The sequence below is a fragment of the Streptomyces sp. NPDC005761 genome (assembly GCF_040630635.1).
Taxonomy (GTDB): Bacteria; Actinomycetota; Actinomycetes; order Streptomycetales; family Streptomycetaceae; genus Streptomyces.
This window is the reverse complement of sequence record NZ_JBEXXX010000001.1, coordinates 337,020-351,338: the sequence shown is the minus strand read 5'-3', so window position 1 is coordinate 351,338 and position 14,319 is coordinate 337,020. Positions and strand designations below refer to the sequence as shown.

The following is a 14,319-nucleotide window of genomic DNA, read 5'->3' as shown; positions in this document are numbered from 1 at the left end:
CGTGAGGGGGTGGAGCCGGCCGGCTCCACCCCCTCACGCATGTCCGGCGGTCAGTTCGTGCTGAACGAGACGACCAGGTACTCCTTGTCGTCCAGCGAGCTCTCCCGCGGCTTGCTGATCATCGTCTCCGAGATGAACAGCTTGCCACCGCCGTAGATGTACTCGGCGTAGTCCGAGGAGAAGCTGGTCTCCGCGTCCCGTACGGACTCGTCGCCCGGGTTGTCCATCAGCACGGTCGGCTTGAAGGTCGCGCCGTCGATGGAGACGATCTGGCCGCCCTTGTCGTAGGGGGGCTCCTTGTACGCGATCACGTTGCCGCCGTCCATGCGGACCGGGAACATCGAGTAGCGGTCGCCCGCGTCGGCCCGGTCACTGGTCGGCTTGCCGGTGGTCAGGTCGAACGAGACGATCTCGTTGGTGTTGCCGTACTCCCCGGTGCCCTCGTGCTCCTCGGTGGGCACGTAGATGCGGTTGTTGCCGACAGCGAGGTGCTGGCAGCTCTCGACCTTCGTGGAACGGCAGCTCGCCGCGTACTTCTCGCCGTCCGCGGCGATCCGGGTGAGGAGCTTGCCACTGGCCGCGTCGATCGAGAAGAAGTCGGAGATGCCGCTGCCGTCACCCGCGGTGTCACCGACGTCGGCGGCGACGACCAGGGGCTTGGTGGAGACGATGCTCGCGTAGTCGACACCGGGCGGCATCTTGTACGAGGAGAGCGGGGCGCCCGAAGTCGGGTTCAGGGCCTGGATGATGAGCTGGGGGTCGTCGTACGTCCCGCACTTGCGGACCACGGCGAGGGCCTCGCCGCCGCCGTACCCCTTGTCGTAGCAGCCGTCCGTGCTGACCTTCGGCTTCCAGCGCTCGGCGCCGGTGTTCAGGTCGAAGGCGGCGCCGCCCTCGGTGCCGCCGGCGGCTACCGTGCTGCCGCTGAGGGTGACCTCGTCGAACCGGACCGGGCGGTCACCGCCGGTGGACGCGGTCACCGACTTGTTCCACATCAGCTTGCCGGTGCTGAGGTCGAGGGCGCCCACCTGGTTGCAGCTGGGGTACTTGTTGGACGCGGACCGCTTGCCCTCCTCGAAGGCGACGGCCGTCTTGAAGTCCTTGCTCATGTGCCGGGAGGCGGCGCACACCTGGCCGTCCAGCGGGATCGACCAGAGCTTGGTGCCCTTGGCCGGGTCGTAGCCGACGATCTCGTTGACGCCCGTCTTCACGTACGCCTTGTCGGTCAGCCAGGAGCCGGAGACCGTGGTGACATCGGTGACCTTGGGCTGCGGGAGCTGGAAGCCCACCTCGGCCTTGATGTCGGCCGGGGCCTTCTCCTTGCCGCCGCCGCTGCTGCTGCCGCCCGAACCACCCTTGTTCTCACCGGTGGTGCCGGTGGACGTGGACGCCTCGTCCTTCTTCTTGCCGTCGTCGCCACTGGATGCGAACCAGACGCCGCCGCCGATGATCAGTGCCACGGCGACCACCGCGGCGACGATGATCTGGGACTGGGTGGAGAACTTCTTCGGCCCGTTGCCGCCGGGCTGCTGCGGCTGGTACGGCTGCTGCATCGGGGTGGTCGGGTAGCCGTAGCCCTGCTGCGGCGGCTGGCCGGGCGGGAATCCGTACCCCTGCTGCGGGCCGCCCTGCGGGGGCGCCTGCGGGAACCCGTAACCCGGCTGCTGCGGCGGGCCCTGCGGGTAGCCGTAGCCGGGCTGCTGCTGGGGCGGGCCGGCGGGGGGCGGAGTGCCGTAGCCGCCGGGGGCCGGGGGCGGCGGGGTGGCCGGCGGCTTGCCGAACGGGTCGGCGGGCGGCGGCGTCGGGGCACCGAAGCCACCGGGCGGGGGGTCCTGCGGGGCACCGAAACCGCCGGGCGGCGGGTCCTGGGGGGCGCCGAACCCGCCCTGGGGCGGGTCGTTGGGCGGCGGCTGGGGCGGCTGCGTCATGGCGTTGCGTACCTCTGGAGAAGGGGAGTCGATCGGTGGGCCGGAGCCGGCCGCGGACGGGTCTGCCGTGGTCCGCGACCGGTGGTGTTCCTGCGGATGCCGTGGGGAGCTGTTACTTGCCGAAGGCCATCATGGTCTTCGTCTCCAGTTCCTTCTCGTCGTTGGTCGCGCTGACCCGTCCGCTCGCGATGAACGAGCGGCCGCCCGCGTAGAGCACCTCCTCGTCCCAGAAGGAGCTCTCGATCTGCGCCGTCGACGCCGGGTGCTGGAGCACCGTCTTCGGGCTGCCGCCGGAGGGTGCCAGGGTGGCGATCCCGCCGCCCTTGTTGTAACCGGCGTCCACGTAGAGGAGCACGTCGGCGCCCTCCATCCGCAGCGGCTTCATGGTCTGCCCGGCCGGGGCCTTCGCCTTCCACTTCGTCTTGCCGGTGTTCAGGTTGAAGGCGACGACCTGGTTGGTGCGGGCGGAGCCGCTGGTGTCGTCCTGCGTCGCCATGTAGAAGGTGTTGGCGTCGGCCGCGACACCGGTGCAGCCGTCGAGGCGCTGACCGAAGATGGCGAACGCGCCACCGCAGTCCGGTGCGAACTTGTCGCCCTTGTCGCTGACGACCTGGGAGCGGAGCGTGCCGTTCTCCCGGAGCGCGATGATGTTCCACTTCTTGTCGTCGCTGCTGCTTCCCTTGGTCAGCGACACGATGAGGGGACTCACCGAGTAGACCTTGTCGACCTCCCAGCCACGCGGGGGCTTGTAGGTCCACTTGGGCTTGCCGGTGTCCGGGTCGATCTCCTCGATCTGGTGCTGCGGGTTGTCGAGGTCATCGGTACGGCAGCTGGTGGCGGCAATGAGCTTGGGACCGCCGGCGAAGGCGAACGGCTGGCAGATCCCGTCGCGCTTGCCGAACAGCTCCTTGCCGTCGCTCACCCGGAACGCGTTGGAGGCGCCGGTGCGGCCGACCGTCACGGTGTTTCCGCTGATGGCGAGGGAGATGTCCGACATCATGTCGAAGAGCCCGCTGCTCTTGACCGGCTTCTTCCAGCCCGCCTTACCGGTGTTGAGGTCGATCAGCTGGAGGTCCGAGCAGTCGGCCTTGTCGCTCGTGCCGTTCTTGACCCCGATGACGATCTTGCCGTCCGTGGTGGTCTGCGCCGGCGCGGAGCAGATGTCCGCGGGCAGCTTCAGCGTCCACTTCTGCTTGCCGTCGGCCACCGAATAGCCGGAGACCGTGCGGTACATGCCCTTGACGACGGTGTCGCCGACGATCCACGGGCCGTACACGTCCGCGCCGTTGCGCGGCAGGTCGACGTCGTTCTTCTGGAGCCAGAGGACCTTCGCCTCGCCGGGCTTGCGCCCGCCGTTCAGGTCGTCGTCGCCCTCACGGCCGGTGCCGTTGCCGTCGCCCTCGTCGACGGTGGGCGAGGCGGTCGGCTGCTGGACCTCGCCGCTCTTCTTCGCCACCGGCTTCTTGTCGTCGTCGTCCCCGCCCGACAGCAGGAAGACGCCGCCGCCGATGACCAGGAGCGCGGCGACCGCTGCCCCGATGATCATGGCGGGCTTGCCCTTGAAGGGGTTGCCGCCGCCGGGTCCCGCCGGACCGGCCGGCCCCGGGGCGCCGGGGTACTGCTGCTGCGGATAGCCGTAACCGGGCTGCTGCGGCTGGCCATAGGGGCCGGGCTGCTGGGCGTACGGGCCCGGCTGCTGCGCGCCGTAGGGGCCGGGCTGCTGCGGCTGGCCGTACGGGCCCGGCTGCTGGGCGTACGGACCCGGCTGCTGGGGGTAGCCGTAACCCGGCTGGGCGGCCGGTGCCTGCGGCGGCTGCGCGGGCGGCGGTGTCTGCGGCGGGCCCTGGGGCGGCTGAGGTACCCCCTGCGGCGGCTCCTGCGGAGCGCCGAAGCCTCCCTGCGGCGGTTGCTGGCTGGGCGGCTGACTCATCAGCGCGTCCCCCTTCATGCGGTCCGGTGCCCGGTCCGGACTCCCCCGCGATCACGCCGGAGCCCCGGGAGTCGGCGAAGACTCTCCGAATTGCCGGCGAAATGGAGCGAATCGGGCATGGATCCCGCGGTGTTACGTCAGTCGGGCGGGGCTTCTTTGTACCACCCGGCCCCGCGCCGGTTCCGGTTCGGTCCACCCCTGTGCCCAAGGGAGAACCGCCCCGTGATGCCGCCGTTACGCCTAAGGGCTGTCCCGCAATTCCTGGCGGGCGCACGACGACAGCTACGGCACCTCGCCGCGTTGTCGAAACGCCCGAATACGTCCAGTATGCGGGCGCCTCTCCGCCTTGCGATGCACCGCATCTGACGCCGCGCGCTGATCCACCAGGAATTGCGGGACAGCCCTTGATCCGCCGTCAGTTGCCGAAGGCGGCGATGGATCGCGTCTCCACTTCCTCGTCGTTCGAGCCGCTGATCCGCGCATGCGTGAGGAAGCTGCGCCCGTTCACGTAGGAGACGTGCGTACCGAAGAAGTCACGCTCGACGCCGGCCGCCGCCGCCGGGTGGCGCAGCAGCATCTGCCAGTCGCCGCCGGTGGACGGGAGAGAGGCGATCCCGCCCCCCTTGTTCCTGGCCGCCGCAAGGTACATCAGCAGCTTGCCGTCGTCCGTCCGCAAGGGCGTGAGTGGCTGGTCGGCCGGAGAGGTGACCGCCCACCGGAACTTGCCGGTGGACAGGTCGAACGCAGCGACCTTGTTGCCCTCACCGGCCTTGACGTCCACGGCCCCGGTCGCCATGTAGAACGTGTTCGCACCGGCGGCCACCCCGACGCAGCTGTCGAGGTTGGACCCCTGGACGCGCTGGTCCTTGTCGCACTCGGGTGCGTAGTTTCCCGGTCCGCCAGAGAGCTGGGTGCGGTACGTGCCATTGGCGTTGAGTACCAGGATGGCCCACTTCTTCTCCTGCTTGAGCGAGATCACCAGCGGGTCGGCGGAGTAGATCTGCGCGACCTGCCAGCCCTTCTTGACCTTGTACGTCCACTGCACCTTGCCGGTGGCGGGGTCGATCCGCTCCACGAGATGTTCCTTGTGGTCGTCCGCCGCGGTCTGGCAGCTCGCCGCGGCGATCGCAACGGGCCCGCTGGCGAAGCCGAACGGCTGGCAGTTGCCGGGCAGTTTCCCGAACAGCACCTTGCCGTCGCTGACCCGGAAGGCGTCGGTCCTGCTGGTGCGCCCCACGGTCACGGTGTCGCCGTTGATCGCCATCGCGAGGTCGGAGAGCTCGTCCCAGACACCGTCGCGGACGTACTCCTTGCGCCAGCCGAGCTTGCCCGTCGCGAGGTCGACCATCTGGAGGTTGTCGCAGGACGCGTCGCTCGCGGTGCTGTGCTCGATGCCCAGGACGATCTTGCCGTCGGCGGTGGGCCGGGTGGGTGCCGCGCACGCGTCAGTGGGCAGCCGCAGACTCCACTTGAGCGTGCCGTCGGCGATCGAATAGCCCGTGATCGTGTGGTACATGGCCGTCACGACGGTGTCGCCGGCGAACCACGGGCCGTACACGTCCTCCCCGCCGTCCGGCAGGTCGACGCCGCTCCTCTGCAGCCAGAGGAGCTTCGACTCCCCCGGCTTGCGCTTCGCGTTGATGGCGGCGGTCTCGGCGCGGGGGCTGATCGTGTCCCCGCCCTCGTCGTCCCCCTTTCCTCCGCTCCCGGTGGGGGCCGGAGCCGGCGGCGCGGAGCTGTGGCCGCCGTTCGCCGTGGGCTTCGGGTCGTCGCCGTCGCCGCCGGTGGCGAGCCAGATGCCGCCGCCCGCCAGGAGCACCACCGCGAGCAGGCCGCCGATGAGCATCCCGGTCCGGCCGCGGAAGCGGCCGCCGCCGCGCGGTCCCCCGGGCTGCGGGGGCTGCGTCGGGTAGCCGGGGACCGGCTGTTGTCGCTGGGGCGGATAGCCGTGACCGAAGCCCTGCGTCGGCGGGTTGTACGGGCCGGGCTGTGCTCCGTACGGGCCGGGCTGGTGGTACGGACCCGGCTGAGTGCCGTACGGACCGGCCGGCTGCGGCTGGACGGGCGGTGGCGGATACGCCCCGGGCGGCGGGTCGTAAGGAGCTCCGAACTCGCCCTGCGGCGGCTGCTGTCCGGGCGGCTGGCTCATCGGCCCGTTCCCCTGTTCCGTTGTCGTTCCGTCGGTGCCTGTGGTGCGACGCGGTCCGGCTGTCACGCCGGCCAGGGTTTCTTTCTACCACCCGCCCCTCAGGCCTCATCGGCCACACCGGTCACAGCAGTTGTACCGACCACCCGGCGAAAAGGCCCTGGCTCAGGCGTCCTCGGCCAGTTCCAGCCAGCGCATCTCCAGCACATCGCGCTCCGCGACGAGTTCGCGCAGTTCGGCGTCGAGCTTCGCGACCTTCTCGAAGTTCGTGGCGTTGTCGGCGATCTGGGCGTGCAGCGTCGTCTCGCGGGTCGACATCTTGTCGAGCTGGCGCTCGACCTTCTGGAGTTCCTTCTTGGCCGCGCGGGCCTCCTGCGCGGAGACGCCGGGGGCGGCGGCCGCGGCCGGCGCGGACCGGGCCGGGGCGGCGGGCGTGGCCGTCGCCGTCATCTGCAGCCTGCGCTCCAGGTACTCGTCGATGCCGCGCGGCAGCATCCGCAGCGACTTGTCGCCGAGGAGCGCCATCACCCGGTCCGTGGTCCGCTCGATGAAGAACCGGTCGTGGGAGATCACGATCATCGACCCGGGCCAGCCGTCGAGGAGGTCCTCCAGCTGGGTCAGGGTCTCGATGTCGAGGTCGTTGGTGGGCTCGTCGAGGAAGAGGACGTTGGGCTCGTCCATCAGCAGCCGCAGGATCTGCAGCCTGCGCCGCTCACCACCCGACAGGTCGCCGACCGGCGTCCACTGCTTCTCCTTCGAGAAGCCGAACTGCTCGCAGAGCTGGCCCGCGGTCATCTCCCGGCCCTTGCCGAGGTCGACCCGGTCGCGCACCTGCTGCACGGCCTCCAGCACCCGCAGGTTCGGGTTGAGCTCCGCGACCTCCTGGGAGAGGTAGGCCAGCTTGACGGTCCTGCCGACGACGATCTTCCCGGCCGAAGGCTGTTCCTCGCCCTGGCTGCGGGCCGCCTCGGCCAGGGCGCGCAGCAGCGAGGTCTTGCCCGCACCGTTGACCCCGACCAGACCGATCCGGTCACCGGGGCCCAGCTGCCAGGTGAGGTGGGTGAGCAGCGTCTTGGGGCCGGCCTGGACGGTCACGTCCTCCAGGTCGAAGACCGTCTTGCCGAGCCGGGCGTTGGCGAACTTCATCAGCTCGCTGGTGTCGCGCGGCGGCGGCACGTCGGCGATCAGCTCGTTGGCCGCCTCGATGCGGTAGCGCGGCTTGGACGTACGGGCGGGGGCCCCGCGCCGCAGCCAGGCGAGCTCCTTGCGCATCAGGTTCTGCCGCTTGGACTCCTCGGTCGCGGCGATCCGCTCCCGCTCGGCCCGCGCGAACACGTAGTCGCTGTAGCCGCCCTCGTACTCGTGGACGGTGCCGCGCTGGACGTCCCACATGCGGGTGCAGACCTGGTCGAGGAACCACCGGTCGTGGGTGACGCAGACCAGTGCGGAGCGGCGGGCGCGCAGATGTCCGGCCAGCCAGGAGATGCCCTCGACGTCGAGGTGGTTGGTCGGCTCGTCGAGGACGATCAGGTCCTGCTCGGCGATGAGGAGCTTGGCCAGCGCGATCCGACGGCGCTCGCCACCGGAGAGCGGGGCGATGACGGTGTCGAGGCCCTGCTCGAAGCCGGCCAGGTCGAGACCGCCGAAGAGCCCGGTCAGCACGTCACGGATCTTGGCGCTGCCCGCCCACTCGTGGTCGGCGAGATCGCCGATGACCTCGTGGCGGATCGTGGCCTTCGGGTCGAGCGAATCGTGCTGGGTCAGGACGCCGAGGCGCAGTCCGCCGTTGTGGGTGACGCGGCCGGTGTCCGCCTCCTCCAGTTTGGCGAGCATCCGGATGAGGGTCGTCTTGCCGTCTCCGTTACGGCCGACGACACCGATCCGGTCCCCCTCGGACACGCCGAGGGACACACCGTCGAGCAGCGCACGGGTGCCGTACACCTTGCTGACCTGCTCGACATTGACGAGGTTGACGGCCACAAACGCTCCAGCTCGAAGAAGAACACTGGCCTTCAGCGTAGTCGCCACGGCGCCGGACTCCTGACGAGCGCCCGCTCACCCGTGCGGGACGGGGCCCGGCACGGCGTTCTCGCCGACACCCCCGTGCGGTACCTTGCCCGGATCGATCAAGGCCCGGGGCCGGTACCCGGCCGGCACCGGGGTGGGGAACTTCATGACACGACGTACGGTTCGCGGGCTGGTGCCCGTCCTGTTGGCAGCCGTGGCGCTGGCCGGCTGCTCGTCGGGGTCGGGCGACGGGGCGACGGCGGACACGAAGCCGGGCAGCGCCCCGGCGACGGCGACGGCGGACACCTCCGCGGCCAAGGGCGGCACGGTCGGGGGCTCCGGCTCCGGATGCGAGCTGCCCGTGGTCTTCGACACGGCCCAGCACTGGACGGCGGAGGCCGTGGTCCCCGATAAGGCGGGCTCGGAGTTCGCCGAGCTCGGCATCCAGGGCCCGGTCGGTCTGGTCTGCGAGATCGACGCGAAGCCCGCCGGGCACATCGGGTTCCTCCGGGTGTGGCAGGGCGACGACAAGGGGAGCACGGCGCGTCAGGCCCTGGAGGGCTTCGTGAAGGCCGATACCAAGCCCTCGAAGATCACGTATACGCAGGCGACGGTCGGGAAGCTGTCCGTGACGGAGGCCCGCTACACCATCTACAGCGAGCTGCTGGACGAGTCGCGCCCCAACCGGGCCTTCGCCGTCGCCACCCCGGACGGCCCGGTCGTGGTGCACCTGGGCGGACTGGACGCGTACGAGCACAAGAGCATGCTGCCGGCGTTCGAGCTGGCGAAGCGGAGCGTGCGGCTCGGCTGAGGCCGGGGCCGGGGCCCGGGGCCCCGGCCGGCGGCGTGCTCAGCGCAGGGTGGCGCCCGGGGCGGGGGACGACGCGATGCGGGCGGTGCGGCAGGTCCCCGACGCGGTCAGCGCGTCGGCGACCTTGCGGGCCGACGCCTCGTCCTCGGTGAGGAACGCGGTGGTCGGCCCGGAGCCCGAGACCAGCGCGCCGAGGGCACCGGCGGCGGTGCCCTCCGCGAGGGTGCGGGCCAGGGAGGGCCGCAGCGACAGCGCCGGGGCCTGCAGGTCGTTGCCGAGGGCCGCGGCGAGTGCGGCGGGGTCGCCGGACCGCAGCGCGTCCAGCAGTGCGGGGGACGCGACGGGCTCGGGCACCTGGGTACCGGCGGTGAGGCGGTCGAACTCGCGGTAGACGGCCGGGGTGGAGAGGCCGCCGTCGGCGACCGCGAAGACCCAGTGGAAGGTGCCGCCGACCTCGACGGGTGTGAGCTGTTCCCCGCGGCCGACGCCGAGGGCCGCCCCGCCGACCAGGCTGAAGGGCACATCGCTGCCCAGTTCGGCGCAGATGGCGAGGAGCTCCTCGCGGGTGGCGCCGGTGGACCAGAGCGCGTCGCACGCGAGCAGTGCGCCGGCCGCGTCCGCGCTGCCGCCGGCCATGCCGCCCGCGACGGGGATGTCCTTGGCGATGTGGATGTGCACATCGGGCGCGATGCCGTGCCGCCCGGCCAGCACGGTCGCGGCGCGGGCTGCGAGGTTGGAGGCGTCCAGCGGCACCTGGGCGGCGTCCGGGCCCGCGCAGGTGACGCTCAGCCCGTCGGCCGGGGAGACGGTGACCTCGTCGTACAGGCCGACGGCGAGGAAGACGTTGGCGAGGTCGTGGAAGCCGTCGGGGCGCGCGGCGCCGACCGCGAGCTGGACGTTGACCTTGGCGGGTACCCGGACGGTGACGCTCTCGCTCATGCGGACGGCTCCGGCTTGTTCTCGGCGATGGCTGCGAACTCCTCGACGGTGAGGGCCTCGCCGCGGGCCTGCGGCGAGATGCCGGCCGCGACGAGGGCCGCTTCGGCGGCGGGCGCGGAGCCCGCCCAGCAGGCCAGGGCCGCGCGCAGCGTCTTGCGGCGCTGGGCGAATGCGGCGTCGACGACCGCGAAGACCTCGGCCTTGCTCGCCGTCGTCGCGACGGGCTCGGTACGGCGCACCAGCGACACCAGCCCGGAATCGACGTTCGGCGCGGGCCAGAAGACCTTGCGGCCGATGGAGCCGGCGCGCTTGACGTCGGTGTACCAGTTGGCCTTCACCGACGGCACGCCGTAGACCTTGTTGCCGGGCCTGGCAGCCAGCCGGTCGGCGACCTCGGCCTGCACCATGACCAGGGTCCGCTCGATGCTGGGGAAGCGGTCGAGCATGGTGAGCAGCACGGGCACCGCGACGTTGTACGGGAGGTTGGCGACCAGCGCGGTCGGCGGCGGGCCCGGCAGCTCCCGTACGAGCATCGCGTCGGAGTGGACGAGCGCGAAACGGTCTGCGCGCTGCGGCATCCGGGCGGCGACCGTGGCCGGCAGGGCGCTCGCCAGCACGTCGTCGATCTCGACGGCGACGACCCGGTCGGCCGCTTCCAGCAGCGCCAGGGTCAGCGAGCCCAGACCGGGCCCGACCTCGACGACCACGTCGTCCGGGCGGACCTCCGCGGTGCGCACGATCCGGCGGACCGTGTTGGCGTCGATGACGAAGTTCTGACCGCGCTGCTTCGTGGGGCGTACGCCCAGCGTCGCGGCCAGCTCGCGGATGTCTGCGGGGCCCAGGAGGGCGTCGGGCTCTGTGGTGCTCACCCGTCAAGCCTACGGGCTGTCCCCCGGCGGACGTCCGGCCTCTTCCACCCACCCGGCCGTGCGCGGCCCGGTGCCGGCCTTCACGACCCGGCTGACGGGTTCCCGCACGACCTCGGTGGCCAGGACCCGGGGCTTCTGCCGGACTCCGTTGACGGTCCGCAGGGCGTACATGACCCGGCGCGAACCGTCCCGGCCCTCCCGTTCGACCACCTCCGTGCCGACGGCCAGGGCTCCGTCCCCGGACCGTTCCACGGGGTACGGCAGCAGTTCCTCGCGCACCACCCTGGTGGTCGCGATCCTGAGCACCGAGACGGTCTGGCCCTCGCGCGGGAAGCTTTCCGGGGCCACGGACGTGGTGTCCTCGCCGTGCAGGACGACGCCGGCCCGGGCGACTGCCTCGCGGACGGTGGCGGCGTTGGTGCGGACGGTGTGCTCGCGGCCGTCGGCCATCACGGTGACGGTGCGCTCGGTGCGCACGTCCAGCGTCAGCCCGGTGCGCCCGATCGGCGCGGCCCGGGAGACGGAGAGGTAGGCCCCGTCGGCCCGCACGCCCAGCCGGCGCAGGGCGGCGCCGACGGTGGGCTCGGAGGTCCAGATCCGGCGCCGGACCCCGTCGAGCGTGAGTATCACCGGGCGCGGGCCGCCGAGGGTGATCACGTCACCGTTACCGATGCGGGTGCCCGGGGCCGGGGACACCGCGGCGCCGTCGTCGGCGTCGATCCCCTGTTCGGCGAGGAGTTCGCCCACGTCGTCCGCGAACGTGTGCAGGGTGCGGGGCTCCCCGTCGATGTCCAGCGTCACCGCCTTGTCCTCGGCGACGAAGGCGGTCGTCCCGCCCGCCAGGAACGCGACCACGAGGGCCCGCGGCACCAGGCGGCTCAGTTGCCCGGGACGGACGGACACCCGCCGCCGCGCGCCCCGCCGGCCGGACCTGGCGCCGGGGGCGGGCACGGTGAGAGCGGTGACGGTGGGGGCCTGCGCGGGGTGACCCGTGCCGCCGGTCGCGACCGCGGTCCACCCTGTCGGCACGTCGACGACGGTGGGTGTGCGCAGGGGCCACGCGGCGAGCGTCAGCTCCTCGTGCGGGGGCACGGGGGACGGGCCGGGCACGACGACGGTGGCGGGTCCCCGCGCTCCGGTGACCGCCGTACGCCCTTTGCCGCGTGCTGCACGGTGACTGCCCTGCGAATTGCTCACGACGCTCGCTCCAGAAGGTCCGTACCGGCCGGCTCGCTCTTGGCGCCCGGGAGGATAGCGGAGCGGTACGTCACTCTCCAATGCGGAGCGATCACCCAGCGTGTCGGGCCCTGGCTCAGTAGTCGAACGCGCGAGCCGTGTTCCCGTCGATCGCCGACGCCAGGGTGTCCTCGTCGACGCCCTTGACCGCGGCCATGGCGCGCAGCGTGACCGGAATCAGATAGGGCGCGTTAGGCCGTCCGCGGTACGGGGCGGGGGTGAGGAAGGGCGCGTCGGTCTCGACCAGGACCAGTTCCATGGGTGCCACGACAAGCGCGTCGCGCAGCGGCTGGGCGTTCTTGAACGTCATGTTGCCCGCGAAGGACATGAAGTACCCGGCGTCCGCGCAGATGCGGGCCATGTCGGCGTCGCCGGAGTAGCAGTGGAAGACGGTCCGCTCGGGGGCGCCCGCGTCTGCCAGGATGCGCAGCACATCGGCGTGCGCATCGCGATCGTGGATGACGAGCGCCTTGCCGTGCCTCTTGGCGATCTCGATGTGGGCCCGGAAGGACTCCTCCTGGGCGGCCATGCCCTCGGGGCCGGTCCGGAAGTGGTCGAGCCCCGTCTCGCCGACACCGCGTACGTGGTCGAGCGCGGCCATGGCGTCGATCTCGGCGAGCGCCTCGTGGAGTGCCGCGGTCCCGCCGCCCTCGCGCGCCCCCTGCCGCGACCAGCCGTCCGGGTCCCCGTGCACGATCCGCGGCGCCTCGTTGGGATGCAGCGCCACGGCGGCGTGCACGCTCGGATGCGCGGCCGCGGTCTCGGCCGCCCAGCGCGAGCCCTTCACGTCGCAGCCGACCTGGATCACGGTCGTCACGTTCACCGCGGCGGCCCTGGCCAGGCCCTCCTCGACGGTGCCGTCCTGCATGTCCAGGTGGGTGTGCGAATCGGCGACCGGCACCCGGAGGGGCTCGGGCAGCGGCGGGGCTTCGGTGCGGCTCATGGCCACGATCGTACGAGGACCGTGGCCCGGAGCGTCACCGGCGGTGGAAGGGGTGGAGCAGGTCGGAGAGGTGCCAGTGACGGTCGCCCCCGGGAGCGGCGGTGGCTGCCACGGCCTCGCCCTCCGGCACCTCGGGCTGCGGATCGGCGGGCGACTGCCGGCGGTTCTGGTTCTGGAGCAGCTGCTGCACCGTCGAGACCCGGCCGGCCCGCATGATCCGTACGACATGTCCGCCGCAGTTCGTGCAGGTCGGCGTGGAAAGTGGCGACGGCACTCGTTCGCCGTCCGCCTTGTACACCACGAATGCGTGGTGGGAGGCGTCGACGTGGTGCTCTATTTCGTAGGCCTGTTCCCAGCCGTATCCACACCTCATGCAGGCGAAGGCATACGCCTCGTGCACGGTGGTTGCTGCGATCTCGCTCATGCCTGCTCCTCTTGTCCGCCGGACAAGCACTCCGGAGAATGCGTCCTGGATCCAGTGGACGCCCTTACCGGCGGGAGCGCACCGGGCCCTGTCGAGTGTTGGAGCGGTTTTGGCCTTCTCGTGGCAAAAGGGGCCGGAACGCGGCTCGCGCTTTGCCTTTCACGATAGTCCTTTGCCGTCCGCCGGGCCGGTCCGAGCCGCATTCTTTGCTGCGACGACCGCGTCGAACACCTCGCGTTTGGGCAGCCCCGCCGCCGCGGCGACCGCGGCGATCGCCTCCTTGCGCCGCTCCCCCGCCTCCTCGCGCACCTGCACCCTGCGCACCAGCTCCTCGGCGTCCAGTTCCTCGGCTCCGGAGTCGGCCGCGCCCTCGACGACGACGGTGATCTCTCCGCGTACGCCCTCCGCCGCCCAGAGGGCGAGCTCGCCCAGCGGACCGCGCTTCACTTCCTCGTACGTCTTGGTCAGCTCCCGGCACACCGCGGCGCGCCGGTCCGCGCCGAAGACCTCGGCCATCGCGGCAAGGGTGTCGTCGAGCCGGTGCGGGGCCTCGAAGAAGACCATCGTGCGGCGCTCGTCGGCGACCTCGCGGAGCTTTCCGAGGCGCTCACCGGCCTTGCGCGGCAGGAAGCCCTCGAAGCAGAACCGGTCCACGGGCAGGGCGGACAGGGCGAGTGCGGTGAGCACCGCCGAGGGGCCAGGCACCGCGGTGACCTTGATGTCCTTCTCGACGGCGGCGGCGACCAGCCGGTAGCCGGGGTCGGACACGGACGGCATTCCGGCGTCCGTGACCAGCAGCACCCGGGCGCCGCCCATCAGCGCCTCGACGAGTTCGGGCGTACGGGCGGACTCGTTGCCCTCGAAATAGGAGACGACACGCCCCGTCGTGTGGATGCCCAGCGCCTGGGTCAGCCGGCGCAACCGGCGGGTGTCCTCCGCGGCGACGACATCGGCCGTCTCCAGTTCTGCCGCGAGGCGTGGCGGGGCGTCCGCCACATCGCCGATGGGGGTCCCTGCGAGTACGAGCGTTCCAGTCGTTCCAGTCACAACGTCCATCCTCCCAGCACGGGCGGCAGCACTCGCACA

General features: G+C 71.6%; 11 protein-coding genes. 1 reads left to right on the top strand and 10 read right to left on the bottom strand.

Annotated features, from left to right (window positions below):
* Positions 1-50: 50 nt before the first annotated feature.
* From ABZ434_RS01590 to ABZ434_RS01575, 4 genes are all read right to left on the bottom strand, one after another.
* The gene (locus ABZ434_RS01590; RefSeq protein WP_359131264.1) at positions 51-1,928 is read right to left on the bottom strand and encodes a PQQ-binding-like beta-propeller repeat protein; all 1,878 of its coding nucleotides are present in this window, start codon (positions 1,926-1,928) and stop codon (positions 51-53) included.
* A gap of 112 nt (positions 1,929-2,040) precedes the next feature.
* Positions 2,041-3,858, bottom strand: coding sequence for a PQQ-binding-like beta-propeller repeat protein (locus ABZ434_RS01585; RefSeq protein WP_359131262.1), 1,818 nt, complete (start codon positions 3,856-3,858; stop codon positions 2,041-2,043).
* A 415-nt stretch (positions 3,859-4,273) separates the two neighbouring features.
* On the bottom strand, positions 4,274-6,007 hold the full coding sequence (locus tag ABZ434_RS01580) for a PQQ-binding-like beta-propeller repeat protein (protein ID WP_359131260.1): 1,734 nt from the start codon (positions 6,005-6,007) through the stop codon (positions 4,274-4,276).
* A 162-nt stretch (positions 6,008-6,169) separates the two neighbouring features.
* Positions 6,170-7,984, bottom strand: a complete 1,815-nt coding sequence (locus ABZ434_RS01575; protein ID WP_359131259.1) for an ABC-F family ATP-binding cassette domain-containing protein — start codon at positions 7,982-7,984, stop codon at positions 6,170-6,172.
* Positions 7,985-8,177: 193 nt separating this feature from the next.
* Here ABZ434_RS01575 and ABZ434_RS01570 point away from each other — a divergent pair, with 193 nt between their 5' ends.
* Entirely contained in the window at positions 8,178-8,822 is a 645-nt protein-coding gene (locus tag ABZ434_RS01570) for a lipoprotein (RefSeq protein WP_359131258.1), read from the top strand.
* A gap of 39 nt (positions 8,823-8,861) precedes the next feature.
* On the opposite strand, the gene ABZ434_RS01565 is transcribed toward ABZ434_RS01570, so the two are convergent.
* From ABZ434_RS01565 to rsmI, 6 genes are all read right to left on the bottom strand, one after another.
* Positions 8,862-9,761: a 4-(cytidine 5'-diphospho)-2-C-methyl-D-erythritol kinase gene (locus tag ABZ434_RS01565; protein ID WP_359131257.1), complete on the bottom strand. Its 900-nt coding sequence runs from the start codon at positions 9,759-9,761 to the stop codon at positions 8,862-8,864.
* Positions 9,758-10,630 carry a 16S rRNA (adenine(1518)-N(6)/adenine(1519)-N(6))-dimethyltransferase RsmA gene (rsmA, locus tag ABZ434_RS01560; protein WP_359131255.1) on the bottom strand — a complete coding sequence of 291 codons (873 nt, stop codon included), beginning with the start codon at positions 10,628-10,630 and terminating at the stop codon, positions 9,758-9,760. Before rsmA ends, ABZ434_RS01565 begins: the two co-directional genes overlap by 4 nt.
* 9 nt (positions 10,631-10,639) lie before the next feature.
* A complete protein-coding gene (locus ABZ434_RS01555) occupies positions 10,640-11,827 on the bottom strand; it encodes a ubiquitin-like domain-containing protein (protein WP_359131254.1) in 1,188 nt (395 codons plus the stop codon).
* Between the two features lie 115 nt (positions 11,828-11,942).
* On the bottom strand, positions 11,943-12,809 hold the full coding sequence (locus ABZ434_RS01550; RefSeq protein ID WP_359131252.1) for a TatD family hydrolase: 867 nt from the start codon (positions 12,807-12,809) through the stop codon (positions 11,943-11,945).
* A 34-nt stretch (positions 12,810-12,843) separates the two neighbouring features.
* Positions 12,844-13,233, bottom strand: coding sequence for a hypothetical protein (locus ABZ434_RS01545; protein WP_359131249.1), 390 nt, complete (start codon positions 13,231-13,233; stop codon positions 12,844-12,846).
* A 159-nt stretch (positions 13,234-13,392) separates the two neighbouring features.
* Positions 13,393-14,289, bottom strand: a complete 897-nt coding sequence (gene rsmI / locus ABZ434_RS01540; RefSeq protein ID WP_359131247.1) for a 16S rRNA (cytidine(1402)-2'-O)-methyltransferase — start codon at positions 14,287-14,289, stop codon at positions 13,393-13,395.
* Positions 14,290-14,319 lie beyond the last annotated feature (30 nt).

What these genes read in the sequence shown, in the direction of transcription:
- ABZ434_RS01570 (WP_359131258.1), top strand. Translation starts at nt 8,178, where the DNA reads ATGACACGACGTACGGTTCGCGGGCTGGTGCCCGTCCTGTTGGCAGCC.
- ABZ434_RS01550 (WP_359131252.1), bottom strand. Translation starts at nt 12,809, where the DNA reads ATGAGCCGCACCGAAGCCCCGCCGCTGCCCGAGCCCCTCCGGGTGCCG.
- ABZ434_RS01565 (WP_359131257.1), bottom strand. Translation starts at nt 9,761, where the DNA reads ATGAGCGAGAGCGTCACCGTCCGGGTACCCGCCAAGGTCAACGTCCAG.
- ABZ434_RS01580 (WP_359131260.1), bottom strand. Translation starts at nt 6,007, where the DNA reads ATGAGCCAGCCGCCCGGACAGCAGCCGCCGCAGGGCGAGTTCGGAGCT.
- ABZ434_RS01585 (WP_359131262.1), bottom strand. Translation starts at nt 3,858, where the DNA reads ATGAGTCAGCCGCCCAGCCAGCAACCGCCGCAGGGAGGCTTCGGCGCT.
- ABZ434_RS01590 (WP_359131264.1), bottom strand. Translation starts at nt 1,928, where the DNA reads ATGACGCAGCCGCCCCAGCCGCCGCCCAACGACCCGCCCCAGGGCGGG.
- ABZ434_RS01545 (WP_359131249.1), bottom strand. Translation starts at nt 13,233, where the DNA reads ATGAGCGAGATCGCAGCAACCACCGTGCACGAGGCGTATGCCTTCGCC.
- rsmI (WP_359131247.1), bottom strand. Translation starts at nt 14,289, where the DNA reads ATGGACGTTGTGACTGGAACGACTGGAACGCTCGTACTCGCAGGGACC.